This window comes from Buchnera aphidicola (Pterocallis alni), assembly GCF_964059075.1.
In the GTDB taxonomy this organism is placed as follows: domain Bacteria; phylum Pseudomonadota; class Gammaproteobacteria; order Enterobacterales; family Enterobacteriaceae; genus Buchnera_L; species Buchnera_L aphidicola_AN.
The window spans coordinates 224,219-248,111 of record NZ_OZ060377.1 but is presented as its reverse complement, the minus strand read 5'-3'; the positions used below and the strand labels follow the sequence as shown (position 1 = coordinate 248,111).

The window sequence follows — 23,893 nt, the reverse complement described above, 5'->3', positions numbered from 1 at the left end:
TATAGAATTATTATATAACCATGTATACTAATAATATTATTATATTGAGTTGTATGATTTTAATGATGATCCCAGTGATGTTTATTTTTTTCTATCATTTGTATACAGGATTCTGGACCCCATGTTCCTGCATTATATAGTTCTGGTTTCATATTATTTTTATCCCAAGCTTGTATAATTGAATCAATCCATTTCCATGAAACTTCAATTTCATTTTGTGAAACAAATAGTGATTGGTTATTTTTCATACTTTCTAATAATAGTCTTTCGTACGCTTCAGATATATTTTTTTTAAAAGAATTTTTATAATTAAATTGTAATATTGTTGGTTTAGATTTAAATGTTGAATTAATATCAGGTACTTTATTTAAGAATTCAATTTCTATACCTTCATTCGGTTGTAATTTTACTTTCAATTTATTGCTATAATGATTGTATTTTATATTATCAAATAATTTTGTTGGTACTTTTTTAAAGTATATAATAATTTCGGATTTTTTATCATATAATCGTTTCCCAGTTTTTAAATAAAATGGTACGTTATTCCATCTTTCATTATCAATATATGCTTTTATTGATACAAATGTTTCGGTATTACTATATTTTTTAGACCCTATTTCTTTGATATATGATGGAACGGTTTTACCATTTATTACTCCTTCTGCGTATTGCCCTTTTACTGTATTGGTATGAATATTATGTATATCAATTTTTCTTAATGATTGTAATACTTTAATTTTTTCTTTTTTAATATGATGAAAATCTATTTTTTTTGGGGGATCCATAGCAATAATACTTAATATTTGTAATAAATGATTTTGTACCATATCTCTCATTTGTCCTATTTGATCAAAATAACCCCATCTTCCTTCTATTCCTATTGTTTCAGAAATTATAATTTGTACATGATCGATAGTAGTATGATCCCAATTATTATAAAATAAAAAATTAGAAAATCTTAATGTTAATAAATTTAATATTGTTTCTTTTCCTAGATAATGATCTATTCTAAATATTTGTTCTTCTTGAAAATATTTTTTTAATTGATTATTAATTAATTTTGAAGATTGTAATGATGTACCTATGGGTTTTTCTACAATAATTTTATTTGGTATAGTATTTAAATTAATTTTACCTAAACCTTTACAAATATTTGCAAAAGTATTAGGGGGTATAGCAAAATAATAAATGTTGTCATTTAATTCATGATATAACATTTTTTTTAATATAAAAAATTGATTTGTATTACAAACATCTAAATTACAAAAAGATAATCTATATTTAAATATATTCCAAATATCTTTTCTAATTGGTTTTTTATAAAAATTTTTTAATGTATTGAAGATGATATTGACATATTCGTAGTAATTCCATATAGCTCTTCCTACTCCAATAATTTTTGTATTTTTATGTAAAAAATTTTTTTTTTCTAATTGAAATAAAGCTGGTATTAATTTTCTACAAGCTAAATCTCCTTTTGCTCCGAAAATAATGATATTGTATGGATGAATAAAATTTTTTTTCACATTGTCCTCATTAATATTTATTTTTTAAAATATATTATATTATGATATATAATAAAAAATAAATTTATTTATAATAAAATATTAATTATTTTACACTATATATGTAAATTTTATAATAAGTATAAGTAAATTTATTTTTTTATGAAATATTTTATATAATGAATTAAAATATTATTACTCTTTACTGTAATAATGTATTATCTTTAACTTAAATAATATAATGGTGATAAATATGATAATAAAAAAAATAAGAAGAACTAAAATAGTTGTTACTTTAGGCCCAGAAACAGATAAAGGAGATAATTTAGAAAAAATTATTTTATCTGGAGCAAATATATTACGTTTAAACTTTTCACATGGTACAAGAGAAGATCATGAAAATAGAGTCTATAATACATATAGAATTATTAATCATTTAGGAATAAATATCGCACTATTAGGTGATTTGCAAGGACCAAAAATTAGGATTGGAGGTTTTAAAAAAAATTTTGTTTATCTGAATATAGGTAATACATTTATATTAGATTACGATTTATCTTCGCGAGGGGGTACTGAAATCTCCGTAAGTATTAACTATAAGAATTTATTAACAGATTTACAAGTAAATGATGTTTTATTATTAGATGATGGTAAAATACAATTAAAGATTTTTAAAATATTTAATAAAAAAATTTTTACTAAAGTTATTATTGGAGGACCTTTATCTAACAATAAAGGAATTAATAAACTCGGTGGTGGTTTATCTGCCCCATCTATTACTGAAAAAGATAGACAAGATATTATTATTGCAGCAAATATCGGAATTGATTATTTAGCAGTATCTTTTCCAAGACGACCTCAAGATTTAATGTTAGTACGTAAGTTATTACAAAAATCAGGTAGTAGAGCAAAAATAGTTACTAAGATGGAAAGAGCTGAGGTTGTAGCTAGTTCTGAAGTAATGAAAAGTATGATTTTAGCATCGGATGTAGTGATGGTAGCTAGGGGAGATTTAGGGGTTGAAATAGGTGATTCTAAATTAATTTGGGCACAAAAGAAATTAATTAAATATTCTAATAGATTAAATCGTATTGTTATTACAGCTACTCAAATGATGGAATCGATGGTAAATAACCCCATGCCTACTAGAGCAGAAGTAATGGATGTTGCTAATGCTGTATTAGACGGAACTGATGCTGTTATGTTATCTTCTGAAACAGCTTCTGGTAAATATCCTGCTGAAACTGTACAATTTATGTCTAGAATATGTAGGGGAGCAGAAAAAATATCTAGTATGCATACTTCTAAACATCGTATGAATTGGAAATTTTATGATATTGAAGAAGTAAGCACGATGTCGGCTATGTATGCTGCTAATCATTTATTTGGAGTACGAGCAATAATATCTATGACAGAATCAGGGCAAAGTGTATTATTTATGTCTCGTATTAATTCTGGATTACCAATATTTGCTTTATCTAAACATAAAAATACATTAAATGCTGTTTCTTTATATAGAGGTGTAACACCGGTTTATTTTAATACTGTAAATGGTGGATTAGAAGCTACACATGATGCTATTGTATTATTATTAAAAAAAAATTTTATTACACATGGTGATATAGTTGTTGTAACGCATGGAGATATTATGGGTCAAGTAGGGCAAACAAATATTACCAGAATTATAAGGGTGATATAATAATATAAATGTAACTTTTATTATAACATATGACATAATTTTCATTCTATTTATAAAATATTATGAATTTATTTATTGAATTTAAAAAGGTATATAGTAATTTTTATAACCAAAATGTATTATTAAATATAGTACTACTTTTAATACCCAATCATATTACTATTATAATTAGATCTAGCAGTTTTGGTGAATCTATTTTAGTATGTATCATTGGGTTTATTAAAATTTAATAAAGGTATAGTATTAAAAAAAAATCATTTTTAAAAAAAATATTTTTCATAAAAATGAAATTTTATTGTGTATTTTCTATTTTTATAGACAGATGTATATAATTATTTTATGTATTTAAAATAGTGAATATTTTTCAGATATTAAAATTAGTAAAATAAAAATATTTAAAATATTTTTCATTACAGATTTTATCTAAAAAAAATTGTACAAAAAATATTATTAACTAAAATTTTGTTAAATTATTTATAATTATTAATTTAATTTGAACCAAAAAAAAGTGTTAATATATTTGGTAAAATGATATTTTATGAATTAATGAATAGAATAAAAAATGTATTTTTAGTTTGATTAATATAGTATTGTATGATTTAAATTTTTGTATAGTTATAACTAATGAATTCATATGTTTAAATACATTTATTTTTTGTATGACCTTAATTTATTTTTAAAAATTTTAAATTGATTTCTATTTTAGGTTGTACGTAATTAAAAGAATCAGTTTTATATTACATAGTTATCTTTTTAAATAAAATTAATATTGCTATTTATACGGTGATATGTACAATATATAAAAAATTTTTTTATACTTAATAGCAGAAATGTGACTATTTTTATATTTTTTTGCTATGAAGTTATTTTATATTTTACAGAAATATGTTTTTTGTAATATGTTATCTCATGTTTTTTATTTAGGATTATATTATTTTTACTATTATATTTTAATTTATTTGATGTAGTATTATTTTAATTATTTATTATAGTAATTATCAGTGTTGATATTTAATGTTTTGACATTTTTTTGATACCTTTGTTAATAAAAATTACGTACAGTTATTGATATCCTGGAATAATTATTTTTTTCTTTAACCAAAAAATAATAGAGTTAATTTAATACAATATTTATTAGGATATTTATTAAGAATCTATTAAATTGATTTAATGATTATTTTTTTTTATAACTATAGTTATTATAAGTATTATGATATGTTGTTTGGAATGAATAAAATTAGTGATTATGCATACATAATTATCTTATATTTATCTTATGAATATTTTAAAAATAAAATTATTTTTAATAATTATGATAGTTTTATTCATTGGTATTTAAATTAAGTGAATGAGATTATTATGAATTACTGTTTTATTAATTATTTTTATTATTTCACAAAAATTTTTTTATTAAATACAAATAGTAATTTGATCTATTATAATTAATATTATTATAATTATCAGTATTATCTTATTCTGATTTTTTGTATTATTATTACTATTATTTTCATGTCATATAGTATATTTGTTTAGTTTAAGAATATAAAATATTTATTTATAATATAAAATCCTATTTTTCAGTTAAGATAAATATATTTTTTATTAATAAATATTTTTGGAAGGTGCTCCTGTCATAATACAAACTGCAGAATTAGTTTTAGGAAAAGCAATAACATCTTTAATATTTTTTGTATTGGTTAATAACATGGTAATTCTATCTAAACCTAATGCAATTCCTAGATGCGGAGGTGTTCCATATTTTAATGCGTTAATAAAAAAATCAAATGTATGTTGATAATTATTTTTCTTTATACCTAATATTTTAAATATTTTTTTCTGTATTTTTTTTTTATGTATACGCACTGATCCTCCACCTATTTCATAACCGTTGATTACTAAATCATAAGCTTTTGATATAGCTAATTCTGGATGAGATTGTAATATTTCTATACTAGAAGATTTTGGTGCTGTAAAGGGGTGATGTGTAGATGTAAATTGATTATATTCATTTTTTGTAAAAAGAGGGAAATCTATAATCCATACTGGTTTCCAAAGATGTTGATATTTTTGAATATTGTAAGTTTTTATTCTTAAATAACTAAGTATTTTATTTACTATATCTTGTTTTCCGTGAATAATTAATATAATATCTCCATTGTACGCTTTTGTTGTTTTGATTATTGTATTAATATCATGTATTGTAAAGTTTATATTTGAACTGATAATACCATTTTTTTTTGTATTTAAATTTTTAACATATATATAAGTAAAGAAAATGTTTTTACTTTTTTTTATTATCGTGGTATATTTATTTATTTTTTTTTTATTTTGTGTAAAAATGCCTTTTTTAATAATTAATGATTTTGTTTTTATGTTATTATTATAATCAATAATATTACTTTTCCATTTTAAATGATCTATATTTATTATTTTTGTAGGAATACGTAAATCAGGTTTATCGGTTCCATATTTTTCTATTGATTTTTGGAAAGTAAGCGTTGGAAATGTGTTTAATTGGTAATTAATTATTTCTTTCCATAAAATTTTTATCATATTTTCTATGATATTCATCATTTTTTTTTTTTTTATAAATGATGCTTCAATATCAATTTGTGTAAACTCTGGTTGCCTATCAGATCTTAAATCTTCATTTCTAAAACATTTTACAATTTGATAATATTTCTCGATACCAGATATCATTAATAATTGTTTAAATAATTGTGGAGACTGTGGTAATGCATAATATTTCCCAATATGTATATTACTGGGTATTAAATAATCTTTTGCACCTTCTGGGGTAGATTTAGTTAACATTGGAGTTTCAATATTGATAAAATTATTTTTCTGCATAAATTGTGTAATAATATATACAATTTTATTTCGTATTTTTAAATTTTGTAACATATAATGATTTCTTAAATCTAAATAACGGTATTTTAATCTTATTACATCATCGTTATTTTTGTGAATTTCTAAAGGTAATTTACTTGAATAATTAAATATTTTTATTTTTTGAGCATTAATTTCATAATTTCCAGTTTTAATTTTTTCATTTTTTTTTTTTTTTTTTTGAACAATTCCAATAATTTGTATGCATGATTCTTGTGTTAATGTTAAAGCTTTTTCAAATATTTCACTATTTGTATTATTAAAAAGAACTTGTACTATACCTATAGTATCTCGTATATCTACAAAAATAAAATGTTTAAATTTTCTAATATTATGTACCCATCCACATAATTTAACTATTTTTCCTATATCACTAGATATAATGTCCCCACAATATTTTGTACGCATATATTTAAACCTATATAATAAATATATTTATCATTTATCTACTTCTAAATATAATTCTTCCTTTAGTAAAGTCATATGGAGTAATTTGTACTGTAACTTTATCTCCATTAAGTATTCTAATATAATTTTTTCTCATTTTACCTGATATATATGCTGTTACAATATGTCCATTATCTAATTTTACTTTAAATGTAGTATTAGGCAATGTATCAATTATACTACCTTGCATTTCAATATAATTTGTTTTATTCATATATTTTCCATGTTATAAATTTGATTTATATATTTAATGTAGTTAAATATTTTTCTGCATCTAAAGCTGCTCTACATCCACTTGCCGCGGCTGTAATGGCTTGTTTATAAATTGTATCTACAACATCTCCTGCTGCAAAAACACCAGGTATATTGGTTTGTGTAGTAATATTATTATATTTTTTTTGTATTGTTATATATCCAGATTTTGTTTTTATATGTTTTGCAAAAATTTGTGTATTGGGAATACTTCCAATAGCAATAAATAATCCTGATATACAAATTGTTTTTTTTTTACTTAAATAATCAGAAATAATTTGAATAGATTGTATTTTTTGATTTTTTATTATAATTTTATTAACAATATAATTAGTATATAATATAACTTTTTTTTTTTTTACTTGTTGCATTAATCTATTCATTAAAATTTTTTCAGCTTTAAAGGAAGTATTACGGTGTATCAAATGTATTACAGAAACAATATTAGATAAATATAATGCTTCTTCTATTGCTGTATTTCCACCTCCTACTATTGCCACTTCTTTGTTTTTATAAAAAAAACCATCGCATGTTGCACAAGTTGATATTCCTCGCCCAAGGAATTCTTTTTCGTTTTTTAATCCTAAATAACGGGGAGAAGATCCTGTAGCAATAATCACCGCATAACTAAAATATTTTTTTTTTTCTAAGATAATTTGTAATATTTTTTTTGAAAAATCTATTTTTAGTACTTCTTCTTGTATAATTCTTGTATTTAATTTAAGTGCATGCTTTTCCATATCATTCATTAATTCTATTCCTTTAGTATTTTGTAATCTACCTGGCCAATTTTCAATGTTATTTGTTGTAGTTAATTGTCCTCCTTTTTGTAATCCTGTAATTAATATTGGTTTTAGATTAGCTCTAGCAGCATATATAGATGCTGTATATCCTGCTGGTCCAGAACCAATAATGATTAATTTTTTGATGTTATTTGTTTTCATATTATCCATATTTATTTTCTCGTAATAATTTATGTATAATTTATATATATTGAAGATATTAATATTAGTAAAATATATTTTATAATGTATTTACAAAAAAATATCTTGTATTTAATAAATGTATCATTATTATTAGTATGCATTATAATAATTTTACTTATTCATAAAATTATTAATATATTATGATTGATCCAAATTTATTAAAATATAATTCTGATTTATTATGTGATAATTTAAGAAATAAAGGATTTGTTTTAAATATAAAGATTTTTCAGAATTTGGAGTATAAAAGAAAAAAAAGACAAATAAATATTGAAAATTTAAGATCGAAATATAATTTCTTGTCTAAGCAGTTTAAATATATTAAAAAAAATATTTTTTTTTTAAACAATTTAAAATTACAAATTTTTAAAATTAAGAATTTATTAATTTGGAATAATAAAAAATTAAATATAGTAAAAAAAAAAATTAATAAATTTTTATTATCCATACCAAATATAATTGATATTACTGTACCTCATGGAAAAGATTTTCATGATAATAAAATTATAAATATATGGGGTAAAGTGAAAACATTTCATTTTAAAATTTGTGATCATGTTGATTTAGGTAATAAAAATAATGGTTTGGATTGGATTACTGCTAGTAAAATATCAAGTTCTGGTTTTGTCTTTATGAATAATAAATTAGCTTGGTTACATAGAATTTTAGGTCAATTTATGTTAGATATACATACTAAAAAACATGGATATATAGAAACATACATACCATATTTAGTAAATAAAAAAAGTATGTATGGTACAGGCCAACTCCCTAAATTTAAAGAAGAATTATTTTATGTTTCTACTATCATTAATCAACATAAAGTTGATAAATATATTTTAATACCTACCGCTGAAGTTTCTTTAACTAATTTATTTAGTAATAAAATAATTAATTCAAATAATTTACCTGTGATGTTAACTGCATACTCTCCTTGTTTTCGGGCAGAAAGTTTATCTTATGGAGTTAATAATCGTGGATTAGTACGTATGCATCAATTTGATAAAGTAGAAATATTACAAATGAATACTGTTGAAAACGCTATGGAAAGTCTAGAACAAGTAACACATCACGCAGAAGTAATTTTACAATTATTAGATTTACCATATCGTAAAGTATTGTTGTGTTCTGGAGATACCGGTTTTGCTGCTTGTAAAACATATGATTTAGAAGTTTGGTTTCCTTCTGAAAATAAATATAGAGAAATTTCTTCTTGTTCTAATATGTCAGATTTTCAATCAAGAAGAATAAAGGCCAAATATTTCAAAAAAAATATTAAAAAAAAATTTTTTTTACATACAATTAATGGATCTGGTTTAGCTATTGGAAGAACTCTTGCTGCTATATTAGAAAATTATCAATGTTCTAATGGTAAAATTAAAATTCCTGATATATTACGTAAATATTATATGAATGGTATAGAATTTATATAGTAAGTATAATCAATATATTTTTGGATATAATATTTTAATAAATTAATGATATGATATAATAATGATGAAAAAAAAAATATATAATTTTAGCGCTGGTCCAAGTATGCTTCCGACAGAGGTTATGTTATATGCACAAAAACAATTTTTAAATTGGAAGAATACTGGTTGTTCTGTTTTAGAAATTAGTCATCGAAGTTTAGATTTTAATACTGTTGTAGAAGAATCTACAAAATATTTAAGAAATTTATTAAATATTCCTGAAGAATATATTATTTTGTTTTGTAGTGGTGGAGCTAGAGGGCAGTTTTCTTCTATTCCTTTAAATTTATTAGGAAATTGTAATAAAGCAGATTATATTGATAGTGGATATTGGTCTTACCATGCCATGGTAGAAGCTAAAAAATATTGTACACCAAAACATATTATTGTTAAAAAAAAAATAAATAATAAATATTCTATCATGAATATGAATCATTGGCCATTAAGTAAAAATTCGGCTTATATGCATTTTTGTCCTAATGAAACTATTGAAGGTGTTGCAATTTACGAAGAACCAAATTTTATACATAGAAAAGTAATAGGTGATTTTTCTTCTTGTCTTTTATCTCGTGTTATTGATATTAAAAAATATGATTTAATCTATGCTAGTGCTCAAAAAAACATTGGATCTTCTGGAATTACTATAATTATTGCAAAAAGTAATTTATTAGGTCAGGTACATCCATTGATACCATCTATTATGGATTATAAAAATATTTTTAAAAATCAATCTATGTTTAATACACCAGCAACATTTTCTTGGTATTTATCTAGTTTAGTTTTAAAATGGATGAAAAATATGGGAGGTGTACAATATTTTCAAAAATTAAATGCTAAAAAAGCTAAATTTTTATATACAAAAATAGATGAAAGTGATTTTTATATTAATGATATCGATAAATATAATAGATCTCAAATGAATATAACATTTCGTTTACGTGATTGTAGTTTAAATGATATGTTTATAAACAAATCTATAAAATTTGGATTAAAATTTATTAAAGGTCATAAAATTATAGGTGGTTTTAGAGCTTCTATATATAATGCTATGTCATTTTCAGGGGTAAGGAAATTGGTTGATTTTATGAAATACTTCGAAAAAAGATTTGGATAATAAAATTGTATTATATATAGTATAATTTTAAGGAATTATTATATGTTAAATTATTTAACTTTAGATCCTGTTTCTTCAATATATGGTAATATACATTTACCAGGATCGAAGAGTATTTCAAATAGATTACTATTAATATCTGCAATTGCTACCGGAAAAACTTATTTAAAAAATTTGTTATATAGTGATGATGTTCAGTGTATGTTATATGCATTAAAAAGTTTAGGTATTAATTATGTTATAAATTGGGATAAGAAAACTTGTGTTATACAAGGTAATAAAAATATTTTTGATAATAATAATAAATTATCATTATTTTTAGGTAATGCAGGTACTGCTATGAGACCATTAACAGCAGTATTAGCATTACAAAAAAGAGAAATTGTATTAACTGGTGATAGTAGGATGCAAGAAAGACCAATAAAGGATTTAGTAGATTCTTTACGACAAGGGGGTTCAAATATTAAATATATGAATAAAAAATATTTTCCTCCTATTTGTGTTAAGGGTGGTTTTGTTGGAGGAGATATTGAAATTAATAGTAATATTTCTAGTCAATTTTTAACATCTTTATTAATAGCTGCTCCTTTAGCAAAGTTCAATACTAATATTGTTATTAAGAATGATTTGACTTCTAAACCATATGTTGATATGACTTTAAAAATAATCAAGGATTTTGGAGTATATATTAAAAATAATAATTACAAATCTTTTTTTATTCCAGGTAATCAACAGTATGTTTCTCCTGGAAAATATTTTATTGAAGGAGATGCATCTTCAGCATCATATTTTCTTGCAGCTGCTGCTATTAAAGGAAAGTCAATATGTATTCATGGAATAAATAAAAATAGCATACAAGGAGATATAAAATTTTTAGATGTTTTAGAAATGATGGGAGCTAAAATTGTTTGGGGAGAAAATTGTGTTACATGTTATAAAGGTATTTTAAAACATGTCTATTTAGACGGGAATAATATTCCAGATGCTGCTATGACTGTTGCTATACTTGCATTATTTGCAAATGATACGAGTAAAATTTATAATATATATAATTGGAGAGTAAAAGAAACAGATAGACTACACGCTATGAGTACTGAATTAAAAAAAATTGGCTCTATAGTACAAGAAGGTAAGGATTATTTATATATTAATCCACCTAAAAAATTTTTTCATTCTCATATTAATACTTATAATGATCACAGAATGGCTATGTGTTTTTCATTATTATCTTTATCTGGTACACCTATTACTATTAAAAATCCCAATTGTGTTGCTAAAACTTTTCCCAAATATTTTACTGAATTATTAAAAGTGAGTCATTAAATATATTATAATGTATAATTATAATTATAGAATTTATTTTTTAATATTTTTTTATATATAAAAAATTATATGAGAATGATAGATTATGAATGTACATAAAGTGATTACAATAGATGGACCCAGCGCTTCTGGTAAAAGTATTTTATCTGTTTCTTTATCTAAATATTTAAAATGGTTTGTTTTAGATTCTGGTGTACTATATAGAATTATTGCTTTTTTATTTTTAAAACATAAATGTAATTTTTCTCAAGAACATTATATATATATACTTGATAAATTAGAGAATTATTTTATTTATCAAGATGGATATATAAATTGTTTAACATATAGAGATATTAAACATGTAGATCTTATGTCTCATCAAGTAACTTCTGTTTCTTCTAAATTAGCTACTATTGCATATATACGTAATGTATTATTATTTAAACAAAGATTATTTTTACGTAAACCTGGATTAATTGCTAGTGGTCGTGATATGGGTACAGTTGTTTTTCCTAATGCAATTTTAAAATTTTTTTTACAATCGACATTAATTACTCGTGTGCATCGTAGAATGTGTGATTTTAACAATTTAGGTATTAATATTAGTTTTAATGATTTATATAATACTATGAAAAAAAGAGATTATAGAGATATAAATAGAAAATATTCTGCTTTAAAACCTGCAAATAACGCTATAATTATTAATTCTGATAATATGACTTTTTTTGAATTGTTAAATTATGTTATAAGTTATGTTAATAAGTTTATCTAAGTGATTAACTCTCTCTATAATTAGGATGATTATAGAATATATAAATTACTCTATTAAACATGATGTGAAATAGTTGTTATATTTAAAGATAATAAAATATTTATATGAATGAATCATTTGCACAATTGTTTGAAAAATCTTTAACAAAAGTAAATATTAAAACCGGATCTATTATTTCTGGGGCAGTAATAGATATTCAGGGAGATATGGTTTTGATAGATTCTGGATTAAAATCTGAATCTTATATTCCTATTGAACAGTTTAAAAATAATAATGGTCAGTTAGAAGTGAAAATTGGAGATTATGTTGATGTTGCATTGGATGCAATAGAAGATGGTTTTGGAGAAACTGTATTATCTCGTGAAAAAGCAAAAAGACATGAATCTTGGATAAAATTAAAACAAGCTTATCAAGATTCGCAATCTGTAGTAGGGGTAATTAGTGGAAAAGTGAAAGGAGGTTTCACAGTTGAATTAAATGAATTGCGTGCCTTTTTGCCAGGATCTTTAGTGGATATTAGACCTATTAGAGACACCAATCATTTAGAAGGTAAAGAATTAGAGTTTAAAATTATCAAATTAGATCAAAAAAGAAATAATGTTGTTGTTTCTAGAAAAGCAGTGATTGAATCTGAAACCAATGCTGAAAGAAATCAATTATTATTAAATTTAAAAGAAAGTATGGAAGTTAAAGGGATAGTAAAAAATTTGACGGATTATGGTGCTTTTATTGATTTAGGTGGAGTTGATGGATTATTGCATATTACTGATATGGCTTGGAAAAGAGTAAAACATCCTAGTGATGTTGTGAGTATGGGGGATGAAATTACCGTTAAAGTATTAAAATTTGATCGCGATAAAACTAGAGTTTCTTTAGGATTAAAACAACTTAGCGAAGATCCTTGGAATGCGATTTTAACTCGTTATCCTGTAAGATCTAAAGTGAATGGGACAGTTACTAATTTAACAGATTATGGTTGTTTTGTAGAAATTGAAGAAGGGATTGAAGGATTAGTGCATATTTCTGAAATGGATTGGAAAAATAAAAATATTCATCCTACTAAAGTAGTGAATATTGCAGATTCTGTACAAGTTATGATTTTAGATATTGATCAAGAAAGACGTCGTATTTCTTTAGGTTTAAAGCAATGTCAACCAAATCCGTGGATGATTTTTGCTCAATCTCATAAAAAGGGTATGCATTTAACAGGTAAAGTTAAATCTGTTACTGAATTTGGTATTTTTGTTGGTTTAGAGGGTGGTATTGATGGATTAATACATTTATCAGATATTTCGTGGGTACATTCTGATGAAAGTCTTTTAAAAAAATATAAAAAAGGTGATATAATTACAGCTGTTCTTTTACAAGTTGATTTTGATAGAGAAAGAGTTTCTTTAGGTATTAAACAGTTAAAACCAGATTCTTTTAATAAATATATTAAACAAAATAAGAAAAATGATATTGTTCCAGGGAAAGTGATATCCATTTCTAATGATATAGCAATTATTCAATTATCTGATGAAATTATCGGTAATATAAATTTTAAAAATATTTCATCTAAATTACAAATTGGAGATTTAATAGAGGCTAAGTTTAATTCTTTTGATAAAAAAGAAAGAATGATATATCTAAGTTTGGAATTAAATTATTCAAATATTGAAAATGGAAAAAAAATGTTTTTAAAAAAATTTAAAGAAGATGTTTATTATAATATATCAAATTCAATTATTTTTTAATTATAATTTTAAAAAATTAGTATTATAATATATAAAATATTATATGCAATATATTAATAAAATTTTTTATATTTTAAGAAACTGAATACTATATTTAAATTAGTATTTAGTTTCTTTATAGAATCAAGGGGGGTATTTGAAAAAATTTACTGTGATTGGAAATTGGAAATTAAATGGTAATAATAATTTTGTAGATAAATTTATTATAAAATTAAAAAAATATTTTTTAGATAATCCTATTTTTTATAAAATAGTACTTGCTCCTCCATTATTATATGTGCATCATTTTACTAGTAATATACGAGAAAAAAATTTTTTTATTGGTGCACAAAATGTTGATATACATATTTCAGGTTCTTTTACTGGTGAAATTTCTGTGGATATGTTACAGGATAATGGAATAAAATATGTTATTATTGGACATTCTGAACGAAGAAAATTTCATCATGAAAGTAATGAAATAATTGCAAAAAAATTTTCTTTATTAAAACAAAGAAATATGGTTCCAATATTATGTATAGGAGAAACTTTAGAAGAAAAAAAACAAAACAAGACACAATTAATATGTAGTAAGCAAATTGATGATATATTAAAATATGTTGGAGAAAATGCTTTTAAAAATTCTATAATTGCTTATGAACCTATATGGGCCATAGGTTCTGGATATAGTGCAACAGCACGAGAGATTCAAAATATTAATAATTTTATAAAAAATTATATTAGTGATTATAGTAATGTTAAAAGAAATGAAATTATTACTCAATATGGAGGTTCGGTAGATGATCTTAATATTGAAGAATTTTTTATGCAAGATGATATAGATGGGGTTTTATTAGGGGGTGCATCAATTTCACTTCATAAATTTATTAAAATATTACAATTGATACATAATTTGAAAATATAATATTTATTTTAAATGATAAATAATATTTTACAATATTTTTGAATGTATGATATAGTATAATAAGAGCCGGAATAAACCGGCATATATAATATATTTAATATAATTTTTTTGCTAATTTAAATAATTCATATTTATTTTGTTGTTTGACATGATTAGCAGATATTTCAATATCATGATGGATAATTTTTTCATTTTTAATACTAATACATTTTCCTTTATATTTTTTTATAATTAACGATATTGCATATGCACCCATTTTTGATGCTAAAATTCGATCATATGCTACCGGTATACCTCCTCTTTGTATATACCCTAATATTGTAGCTCTTGTTTCACGTTGCGTAAATATTTCAATATATTTTGCTAATTGATTGACATTACAAATACATTCAGTAATTGCAATAATGGCATGTTTTTTATTTTTTTTAATACCATTTTTTATTTCTTGTAATAACAATTCTTGTTTGTAAGGAATTTCTGGTATAATAATAAATTCACATCCACCCGCTATTGCTGCTGCTAAAGTTAAATCACCGCAATTTCTTCCCATTACTTCTACTATTGATATTCTCTGATGTGAAGATGATGTATCTCGTAAACGATCAATAGCTTCTACTATTGTTTGTAAAGCTGTGAAATAACCAATAGTATAATCTGTTCCAGTAACATCATTATCAATTGATGCTGGTATACAAATACAAGAAACACCCATATTATTTAATTTTTTCGCTCCTATATATGATCCATTTCCTCCAATAATTATTAGATTGTCTATATTATTTTTTTTTAAATTTTTTATTGCTTCATAACGTATATTTTTTTGATTAAATTCCGGAAATCGAGATGATCCTAAAAATGTACCTCCTTTATTTAGCATATTAGATACACTATTGCGAGTCAATTTTATCATTCTATTTTCATATAATCCTAAATATCCATCATATATACCAAATATTTCTAATTTCTCATTTAGCCCGGTACGCACTATTGCTCGAATAGCAGCATTCATTCCTGGAGAATCACCTCCACTTGTTAAAACTCCAATTCTTTTAATCATAAATTAATATTTAACAATATATAATTGATATTAATAATATAATATTAATTATAAAAATTTTATATTTTTATTTAAAATATGTATTAATTACTTAATAATGTATATTCTCGTGAAATTGTTTTATTAAAAGTGTATACTATTGGAATACCAGTAGGAATATGTAAATTAGATATCTCATTATCATCAATATTAGATAAATATTTTATTAATGCTCTTAATGAATTACCATGAGCAATAATTAATACATTTTTTTGTTTATTTAGATCCAATAGAATTTTTTTTTCCCAATAAGGAATTACTCTTTGAAGAGTTGACTGCAAACTTTCTGCAGTTGGTATATTTTTTTTTTTTAATTTTTTATATTTTGGGTCATTGCAAAATATTTCATGATTTTGTACATTGATACATGGAGGTATAATTTTAAAATCTCTACGCCATTTTTCTACTTGTTTCTCCCCATATTTTTCTGATATATATTTTTTATTTAACCCTTGTAGCTTTCCATAATGTCGTTCATTAAGTCTCCAATTTTTTTTTACTGTTATCCATGATTGATCTATTTTTTTTAATACTATCCATAATGTATGAATAGCTCTTTTTAATAAGGAAGTATAAGCTACATCAAATATGAATTTTTTTTTTTTGAGTAATTTTCCGGCTAATTTTGCTTCTTTTTTACCTTGTACTGATAATTTTACATCAGTCCATCCTGTAAATTGATTTAATTGATTCCAAGTACTTTCTCCATGTCTCATAAGTACTAATTGAGTATTTTTCATATTAATAACCCATTATTAATTATAATATTATATTTTATTATAAATATTGTTTAATGTATATATATATTAAATATTTAATAAAATTCTAGAAAAATCTTCTAATATATTTTTTATTTTATTTAAAAATCCAATAGCTTCTTTCCCATCAATTAATCTGTGATCATAAGATAAAGCCAAATACATCATGGGAACAATTTTAATTTTTTTTTCTATTGCTATTACTCTATCTTTTATAGCATGCATTCCTAATATTGCAGATTGAGGAAAATTTATCATCGGTGTAGATAATAATGAACCAAATACCCCTCCATTAGTAATCGTAAAGTTTCCTCCTACTAAATCTGATAATTCTAATTTACCTTCATTTCCTTTTTCTATAAAATATTTAATTTTTTTTTCTATATCCGCCATAGACATCTTATCTACTTTTTTAATTACTGGGGTAATTAATCCTTTTTTAGTAGAAACAGCTATATTAATATCAAAAGATTTATTATATATGATGTTATCTTTATCAATTTGTGCGTGTAGAATTGGAAAAATTTTCAAAGATTCTAATACTGCTTTGATAATAAAAGACATAAATCCTAATTTAATATGGTGTATTTCTTGAAATATTTGACTATATTTATTTTTTATATGAATAATAGATTGCATATTAACTTCATTAAATGTTGTTAACATGGCAGTTTTATTTCGTGTGTTTAATAATTTTTCTGCTATTTTTTTACGTATATGTGACATTGGAACTTTTATTATGTTTTCTTTTTTTTTTTTATGATTATCATTACAATTATTAGAGATATTATCTATTATATTATTTGTATCTGTTAAAAAATCTGTATCTTTGTTAGAATACATTCTTCGAGCAGATGGGCTAAAAGTATATTTTTCATTATTATTATTGATGTAATTATTTTTTTTTATATTATTACTTGGGATAATTTTTGGATAAATTTTATTTTGAACTATGTGTTTTGTTTTTTGTATGTAACCAACAATTTGTTTACCAGTGACAATCGACCCTACTGGATATAATATTTCTTTTAATACTCCATTAATAGATGCAGGTATTTCTAAAACTACTTTTTCTGTTTCGATATCTAATAATATTTCATCCTGTGTAATTATTTCTCCTACTTGTTTATGCCAATTAATAATAGTAGCTTGATGAATCGATTCCGGTAATTCTGGTATTAAAATATTAATTTGATTCATATAAAGTATCTCTTTAATTTATATTAAAAGCTGTATTAATAATTTTTTTTTGTTGTTTTTGATGCATGTAAAAAGAACCTACTGCTGGAGAAGATGATTTTGGTCTACCAACATAATTAAAAGTAATATTTGGTGGTATATTGTTTTTTAACTTATTACTTATATAATGCCATGCACCTTGATTTTTTGGTTCTTCTTGACACCAAATGATATTTTGTACTTGAATATATTGATATAATAAATTTAATATATCTTTTTTTGGGAAAGGATATAATTGTTCAATACGAATAAGAAGAGTATTGTTTTTTTTATATTTTGTTTTAAAATTGAATAATTCATAATATATTTTTCCTGAACAAAAAATTATATTTTTTATATTATGAATTTTGATTGAATGTAAATTATGTATTACAGTTTGAAAATTATTTTTTTGTATTTGTTGAAAATATACATGAGATTGAGGATTTCTTAATAATGATTTAGGGGTAAATATGATCAATGGTGTATAAATTTTTTCCATTGCTTGATTACATAAAAGATGATATATTTGAGAAGAAGTTGAAGGCACACAGATTTTCATATTGTTTTGAGCACATAACTGTAGGAATCTTTCTATTCTAGCAGATGAATGTTCTGGACCTTGTCCTTCATATCCATGCGGTAAAAGCATAATCAGTTTTGATTTTATACCCCATTTTTGTTCTCCTGAACTAATAAATTGATCAATAACAATTTGTGCTCCATTCATGAAATCTCCAAATTGTGCTTCCCAAATATTGATAGAATTACTTGCATCAATTGAATAGCCATATTCAAAAGCCAATACTGCTTCTTCTGATAATACAGAATCGCAAACATAAAATTTTTTTTTTATCCCTTTGATATTATTCAGTGGTATATATTTCATACCATTATTTTGGTCAAATATTACAGAATGTCTATGAAAAAAAGTACCACGACTTACATCTTCACCAGATAATCTACAGGATATACCTTGCGAAAGTATATATGCGTATGCTAAATTTTCAGCATGCCCCCAGTCAATTAATTTATTACACATTATTGCATGATATCTTTCAGTATATATTTTTAAAACCCGATTATGTATATAAATATTTTTAGGTATAGAATTTATTTGAATGGCTATTTTTTTTAAATTAATTGTTTTATTTTTTTTTTTTTTATGTATATGATTTTTTTTTTTTATGTGACATGTATAATGAGGATTTTTTTTTAATATATTGATTTCTTGTTTAAATTTTTCATGAATGTGATATAAAGGTTTTACACTGATTATATTTTTTTTTTTTAAATATTGATAATATATTTCACAAATGGTGGGATGTTTTTTGATTTTTTTATACATAATAGGTTGAGTAACACTTGGATCATCAGATTCATTATGTCCTCTTCTACGATAGCCTACTAAATTTATAAAAATATCTTTTTTAAATATATGTCTATAATTAAATGCCATTTTAATAATAAAAATTACTGACTCTGGATGATCTACATTTACATGAAACACTGGAGATTGTGTAATTTTTGCAATATCTGAACAATAATTACTAGATCTACTATCTTTTTTATTTGATGTAGTAAATCCAATTTGATTGTTGATAATAATATGTATTGTTCCTCCCACATGATAATGATTTGTTTGTGACATGTTGATTAATTCTTGATTAACACCTTGTCCAATAATTGCTGCATCTCCATGAATGTTAATAGGTAAAATTTTATTTGTATTATGTTGATATTTTTCTATACAAGCTTTTGCAGATCCCATTACAACAGGATTAATAATTTCTAAATGTGATGGGTTATACTTTAAATCAATTGTGATGATGTTTTTTTTTATTTGAATGTGTTTTTTACGACCTATGTGATATTTTGCATCTCCGCTTTTATGTAAAATGACATATTTATCAGAGAATTCATTACACAATGTACTAATCTTTTTATTTAATACATTCGTTAAAACATTTAATCGACCCCTGTGAGACATTCCTATAATAATTTTTGATAACAATTTCTTACTTGCATAGTATATAATATTTTGTAAAGTTGTGATTAATATTTCACAACCTTCTAATGAAAAACGTTTTGATCCAGGAAAAGTTGTATTCAAATATTTTTCAAATATTTCTACGTGTACTAAAGAGTTAAGTAAATGTATTTTTTTTTTTTTAGATAATACAAAATCTGTAAATTGATTCTCGACGTATTTTTGTATCCATTTTCTTTCCTTAATACAATCAATATACATATATTCTATACCAATAGATTTACAATATATATCTGTAAACTTTTTATAAATTTTTTTTATTTTTTTATATTTGTTTGGTATTTTCGTATTATTTTTTTTTTTAGTGTTATTGATTGTATTTATAATATATTTAAATGATAAAAATGGGTAAATTGAACTATTACTATGATGTACTTGTAATGGATTTAGAGTAGCATATTTATGTCCATGCGTTCTGAATAATTGGATAATTTTATATATTGTAAAGTCACAATTTTTTAATTTTTTATGAGAATGTCTTAAATGTATTAATTTTTTTTTTTGAACAAAATATTTTTTATTTTTTTGAAAAAAATTTCTCCAATATATTGAAACCCCTTGAGGATTTTTTAAAAAATCTGTATATATTTCATCAATATACAATTGATTTAAATGGTTTATATGATTTTTTTTACTATAAAAAATATCTTTTTTTTTCATATGTACCTTTATATTACTTATAATATATTTATTAAATATTTATTTTATTATTAATGATATTTTTATGCTCACATATAATACTATATTGTTTGATATTATATTGGATTATGAATATCAATAAATTTTGTGTTAATGTTTAATTTTTTTTCGATCCATTCACCTAAGGCTTGTATACCAAATTTTTCACTCACATAATGTCCTATGGAAAAAAAATGAATATGATTTTCATATGCATAATGCATGACTTCTTCTGATATTTCCCCGGTTAAAAAAGCATCCATTTTTAATTTGTGAGCTATATTAATAAATTTTTGTCCTTTTCCGCTACACCAGGCAATATTTTTAATAATATTGTTTTTACTATGCTGAAAACATACAGGTTTTCTATTAAATATTAATTCAATTTTATTAAAAAATTTTTTCACTGTTTTAGGTTTTTTTAACTTACCCCAACTTACTATACTTGAATCATGGCCTAAAATTTTAATATTTAATTTTTTTGCTATTTGTGCATTATTACCTAATTGAGGATGTATATCTAAAGGGAGATGCCAATTGTATACATTGATATTATTATATAATATAGATTTTAATCTTTTTCTTTTATTTTGTATAATATTTTGTTGTTCATTCATCCAAAAAAAACCGTGATGTACAATAATTGCTTGTGCTTGATGAAAAATTGATATATCTATTAGTTTTTGGCATATACTAACTCCAGTAATAATTTTTGTTATATTACTTGAACCTTCTATTTGCATTCCATTCGGAATAATATCTTTAATATATTTTGATTTAAGTTTATTATTAATTATGTGTTCTAGTTGATAGTTATTCATTAATAACCTGATACATATTTATTTATATAATAATATATTTTATAGATATATATAATATTTATTACATAATAAATATATTTTTTATTGTATAAAATGTATTTATTTATAATATATACATTGATATTATTTAATTTTATATACATATATTTTTTTATTATATATATTTGATTATTAATATAAACAAATATAATAATAGATATTATTTTATTTTTACATAAAGAATGAAAATATGAAATATATTTTTTATTAATTGAATATAATGATTCTTTATAATTGACAGTATTTTAATATCAATATATGCATTTATATTAAATTATTTTATATATAATGAATGTATATTTTAATATATTATATTTTTATTATATAAATTGATTATAATTATGATATAACTTATTTTTATGATTATTTAATGTTACTGAAATATTTTATACAAAATAGAGGAAGAAAGATGAATAAAATAGGTATTTTTTTTGGAAGTGATACTGGTAATACAGAAAAAATTGCTAAAATTATTTATAATAAAATTGGTGCAAATACATCTGAATTATATGATATTTCTAATGTCAAACCAAAAGATATAAATAAATTTGATGTCTTAATGTTTGGTATACCAACTTGGTATTACGGTGAAGTGCAATGTGATTGGGATGAATTTTTACCTACATTAAAAAAAATAAATTTTCAAAATAAAATAATAGCTTTATTTGGTTGTGGGGATCAAGAGGATTATAGTGAATATTTTTGTGATGGAATGGGAATTATATATAATATTATAAAACAAAAAAATGGAGTTGTAATTGGGAAATGGTCAACAGAGGGGTATAACTTTGAATCTTCTAAAGCTTTATTAGATAAAGATTATTTTGTCGGTTTAGCTATTGATGAAGATAGACAACAATCACTTAGTGATGAAAGAATTAACACATGGTTAAAAAATGTTTTTATAGAGTTACACAGTATGAATAAAGTATATAATATTAATTTATAGAATAGATATATCTATTATTGTAATAATAATATACTTTGATTTTTTTATTTACTGAATGATTTTTTTGTATGATTATAATTATGTATTATATATATTATATATTAAAAAAGTAATTAAAATAATTTATAAATACATTGAATGATAACAGCATGTAATAATTTTTAATAAATTACATATGCTGTTATTTTTAATTAATAATTAATATGAGTATATAAGAGTAGCTAAATCTAATACTTTATTGGAATAACCGGTTTCATTATCATACCAAGCTATTAGTTTTACGAAATTATCATTTAACGATAATCCTGCTTTAGAATCAAAAATACATGTTAGTTTAGATCCATTGAAATCAGTAGAAACAACATCTTCTTCCGTATATCCTATAATATTCTGCATATCTCTTAAAGAAGAATATTGAATCATGTTACAAATATTTTTATAATTAGTTTTTTTTATCAATTTTACTGTTAAATCTACTACAGAAACGTTTGGAGTTGGTACTCTAAATGCTATCCCTGTTAATTTTCCAGCCAGTGCAGGTAATACTTTACCTACAGCTATTGCTGCCCCTGTAGAAGATGGAATAATATTTTGTAAAGCCCCTCTTCCTCCTCTCCAATCTTTTTGAGAAGGTGAATCAACTGTTTTTTGAGTAGCGGTAGTAGCATGTACTGTGGTCATTAAACCTTCTTGTATTCCAAAATGATTATGTATTATTTTAGCTAATGGAGCTAAACAATTAGTCGTACATGATGCATTAGATACTATATTTTGTCCACTATATTTGTGAAAATTAACACCATTAACAAACATAGGGGTATTATCTTTCGGAGGTGCTGTGATAATTACCTTTTTTGCTCCAGCGATAATATGTTTGTTAGCAGATTCAGTAGTTAAAAATATTCCAGTTGATTCTATTACAATGTCTGTATTTAATTTATTCCACATTATTTTTTCTGGATTTTTTTCAGAAAAAATTTTTATTTTTTTATTATTAATGATAATACTATTTTTTTTTACTTGAATCGATTCCTTGAAGGTACCATGTGTAGAATCAAACTTTAACATATAAGCTATATAATTAATATCTAATAAATCATTAATTCCTACTATTTGTATATTATCTCTTCTTTGAGCCATTCTAAATACTATTCTGCCAATTCTTCCAAAACCATTTATTCCTATTCTAATTACCATATATAT

The 23,893-nt window shown here is 22.8% G+C and carries 19 protein-coding genes; 9 read left to right on the top strand and 10 right to left on the bottom strand.

The window, feature by feature from the left end:
• Positions 1-59: 59 nt before the first annotated feature.
• Entirely contained in the window at positions 60-1,526 is a 1,467-nt protein-coding gene (zwf, locus tag AB4W54_RS01095; RefSeq protein WP_367674284.1) for a glucose-6-phosphate dehydrogenase, read from the bottom strand.
• A 235-nt stretch (positions 1,527-1,761) separates the two neighbouring features.
• Here zwf and pyk point away from each other — a divergent pair, with 235 nt between their 5' ends.
• Positions 1,762-3,204: a pyruvate kinase gene (gene pyk, locus AB4W54_RS01090; protein WP_367674625.1), complete on the top strand. Its 1,443-nt coding sequence runs from the start codon at positions 1,762-1,764 to the stop codon at positions 3,202-3,204.
• 62 nt (positions 3,205-3,266) lie between these two features.
• A complete protein-coding gene (locus tag AB4W54_RS01085) occupies positions 3,267-3,434 on the top strand; it encodes a hypothetical protein (RefSeq protein WP_367674283.1) in 168 nt (55 codons plus the stop codon).
• A gap of 1,372 nt (positions 3,435-4,806) precedes the next feature.
• Here the strand turns inward: AB4W54_RS01085 and aspS are convergent.
• From aspS to trxB, 3 genes are read right to left on the bottom strand one after another with little or no spacing between them, the layout of a single operon-like run.
• Complete coding sequence (aspS, locus tag AB4W54_RS01080; RefSeq protein WP_367674282.1) at positions 4,807-6,501, bottom strand: aspartate--tRNA ligase; 1,695 nt, start codon at positions 6,499-6,501, stop codon at positions 4,807-4,809.
• Between the two features lie 34 nt (positions 6,502-6,535).
• Positions 6,536-6,754, bottom strand: coding sequence for a translation initiation factor IF-1 (gene infA, locus AB4W54_RS01075; RefSeq protein WP_367674281.1), 219 nt, complete (start codon positions 6,752-6,754; stop codon positions 6,536-6,538).
• A 25-nt stretch (positions 6,755-6,779) separates the two neighbouring features.
• Positions 6,780-7,745, bottom strand: a complete 966-nt coding sequence (gene trxB / locus AB4W54_RS01070) for a thioredoxin-disulfide reductase (protein ID WP_367674280.1) — start codon at positions 7,743-7,745, stop codon at positions 6,780-6,782.
• Between the two features lie 173 nt (positions 7,746-7,918).
• On the opposite strand from trxB, the gene serS reads away from it, so the two are divergent.
• The 6 genes from serS (at position 7,919) to tpiA (ending at position 15,081) form a co-directional block, all read left to right on the top strand.
• Positions 7,919-9,211, top strand: a complete 1,293-nt coding sequence (serS, locus tag AB4W54_RS01065) for a serine--tRNA ligase (protein ID WP_367674279.1) — start codon at positions 7,919-7,921, stop codon at positions 9,209-9,211.
• Between the two features lie 64 nt (positions 9,212-9,275).
• On the top strand, positions 9,276-10,364 hold the full coding sequence (gene serC, locus AB4W54_RS01060; protein ID WP_367674624.1) for a 3-phosphoserine/phosphohydroxythreonine transaminase: 1,089 nt from the start codon (positions 9,276-9,278) through the stop codon (positions 10,362-10,364).
• 42 nt (positions 10,365-10,406) lie between these two features.
• Positions 10,407-11,687: a 3-phosphoshikimate 1-carboxyvinyltransferase gene (aroA, locus tag AB4W54_RS01055; protein WP_367674278.1), complete on the top strand. Its 1,281-nt coding sequence runs from the start codon at positions 10,407-10,409 to the stop codon at positions 11,685-11,687.
• Between the two features lie 85 nt (positions 11,688-11,772).
• Positions 11,773-12,441: a (d)CMP kinase gene (cmk, locus tag AB4W54_RS01050; RefSeq protein ID WP_367674277.1), complete on the top strand. Its 669-nt coding sequence runs from the start codon at positions 11,773-11,775 to the stop codon at positions 12,439-12,441.
• A gap of 104 nt (positions 12,442-12,545) precedes the next feature.
• Positions 12,546-14,177: a 30S ribosomal protein S1 gene (gene rpsA, locus AB4W54_RS01045; protein WP_367674276.1), complete on the top strand. Its 1,632-nt coding sequence runs from the start codon at positions 12,546-12,548 to the stop codon at positions 14,175-14,177.
• Between the two features lie 136 nt (positions 14,178-14,313).
• Positions 14,314-15,081, top strand: a complete 768-nt coding sequence (tpiA, locus tag AB4W54_RS01040; RefSeq protein WP_367674275.1) for a triose-phosphate isomerase — start codon at positions 14,314-14,316, stop codon at positions 15,079-15,081.
• A gap of 94 nt (positions 15,082-15,175) precedes the next feature.
• Here the strand turns inward: tpiA and pfkA are convergent, their stop codons facing one another.
• The 5 genes from pfkA to AB4W54_RS01015 all read right to left on the bottom strand — a co-directional run bounded on the left by pfkA (position 15,176) and on the right by AB4W54_RS01015 (position 21,702).
• Positions 15,176-16,138 carry a 6-phosphofructokinase gene (gene pfkA / locus AB4W54_RS01035; protein ID WP_367674274.1) on the bottom strand — a complete coding sequence of 321 codons (963 nt, stop codon included), beginning with the start codon at positions 16,136-16,138 and terminating at the stop codon, positions 15,176-15,178.
• Positions 16,139-16,221: 83 nt separating this feature from the next.
• Positions 16,222-16,917, bottom strand: coding sequence for a 2,3-diphosphoglycerate-dependent phosphoglycerate mutase (gene gpmA / locus AB4W54_RS01030; RefSeq protein WP_367674273.1), 696 nt, complete (start codon positions 16,915-16,917; stop codon positions 16,222-16,224).
• 66 nt (positions 16,918-16,983) lie between these two features.
• Positions 16,984-18,135, bottom strand: coding sequence for a dihydrolipoyllysine-residue succinyltransferase (gene sucB / locus AB4W54_RS01025; RefSeq protein WP_367674272.1), 1,152 nt, complete (start codon positions 18,133-18,135; stop codon positions 16,984-16,986).
• A gap of 13 nt (positions 18,136-18,148) precedes the next feature.
• Entirely contained in the window at positions 18,149-20,863 is a 2,715-nt protein-coding gene (locus tag AB4W54_RS01020) for a 2-oxoglutarate dehydrogenase E1 component (protein ID WP_367674271.1), read from the bottom strand.
• Positions 20,864-20,958: 95 nt separating this feature from the next.
• A complete protein-coding gene (locus AB4W54_RS01015; RefSeq protein WP_367674270.1) occupies positions 20,959-21,702 on the bottom strand; it encodes a Nif3-like dinuclear metal center hexameric protein in 744 nt (247 codons plus the stop codon).
• A gap of 448 nt (positions 21,703-22,150) precedes the next feature.
• On the opposite strand from AB4W54_RS01015, the gene fldA reads away from it, so the two are divergent.
• Positions 22,151-22,690, top strand: coding sequence for a flavodoxin FldA (gene fldA / locus AB4W54_RS01010; protein WP_367674623.1), 540 nt, complete (start codon positions 22,151-22,153; stop codon positions 22,688-22,690).
• Between the two features lie 198 nt (positions 22,691-22,888).
• On the opposite strand, the gene gap is transcribed toward fldA, so the two are convergent.
• The gene (gap, locus tag AB4W54_RS01005) at positions 22,889-23,887 is read right to left on the bottom strand and encodes a type I glyceraldehyde-3-phosphate dehydrogenase (RefSeq protein WP_367674269.1); all 999 of its coding nucleotides are present in this window, start codon (positions 23,885-23,887) and stop codon (positions 22,889-22,891) included.
• Between the last annotated feature and the right edge of the window lie 6 nt (positions 23,888-23,893).

Bases quoted from the DNA above. Each gene is read 5' to 3' on its own strand.
- AB4W54_RS01015 (WP_367674270.1), bottom strand. From the start codon at position 21,702: ATGAATAACTATCAACTAGAACACATAATTAATAATAAACTTAAATCA.
- serC (WP_367674624.1), top strand. From the start codon at position 9,276: ATGAAAAAAAAAATATATAATTTTAGCGCTGGTCCAAGTATGCTTCCG.
- infA (WP_367674281.1), bottom strand. From the start codon at position 6,754: ATGAATAAAACAAATTATATTGAAATGCAAGGTAGTATAATTGATACA.
- serS (WP_367674279.1), top strand. From the start codon at position 7,919: ATGATTGATCCAAATTTATTAAAATATAATTCTGATTTATTATGTGAT.
- gap (WP_367674269.1), bottom strand. From the start codon at position 23,887: ATGGTAATTAGAATAGGAATAAATGGTTTTGGAAGAATTGGCAGAATA.
- sucB (WP_367674272.1), bottom strand. From the start codon at position 18,135: ATGAATCAAATTAATATTTTAATACCAGAATTACCGGAATCGATTCAT.
- AB4W54_RS01085 (WP_367674283.1), top strand. From the start codon at position 3,267: ATGAATTTATTTATTGAATTTAAAAAGGTATATAGTAATTTTTATAAC.
- rpsA (WP_367674276.1), top strand. From the start codon at position 12,546: ATGAATGAATCATTTGCACAATTGTTTGAAAAATCTTTAACAAAAGTA.
- pfkA (WP_367674274.1), bottom strand. From the start codon at position 16,138: ATGATTAAAAGAATTGGAGTTTTAACAAGTGGAGGTGATTCTCCAGGA.
- trxB (WP_367674280.1), bottom strand. From the start codon at position 7,745: ATGGATAATATGAAAACAAATAACATCAAAAAATTAATCATTATTGGT.
- cmk (WP_367674277.1), top strand. From the start codon at position 11,773: ATGAATGTACATAAAGTGATTACAATAGATGGACCCAGCGCTTCTGGT.
- AB4W54_RS01020 (WP_367674271.1), bottom strand. From the start codon at position 20,863: ATGAAAAAAAAAGATATTTTTTATAGTAAAAAAAATCATATAAACCAT.
- aroA (WP_367674278.1), top strand. From the start codon at position 10,407: ATGTTAAATTATTTAACTTTAGATCCTGTTTCTTCAATATATGGTAAT.
- fldA (WP_367674623.1), top strand. From the start codon at position 22,151: ATGAATAAAATAGGTATTTTTTTTGGAAGTGATACTGGTAATACAGAA.
- gpmA (WP_367674273.1), bottom strand. From the start codon at position 16,917: ATGAAAAATACTCAATTAGTACTTATGAGACATGGAGAAAGTACTTGG.
- aspS (WP_367674282.1), bottom strand. From the start codon at position 6,501: ATGCGTACAAAATATTGTGGGGACATTATATCTAGTGATATAGGAAAA.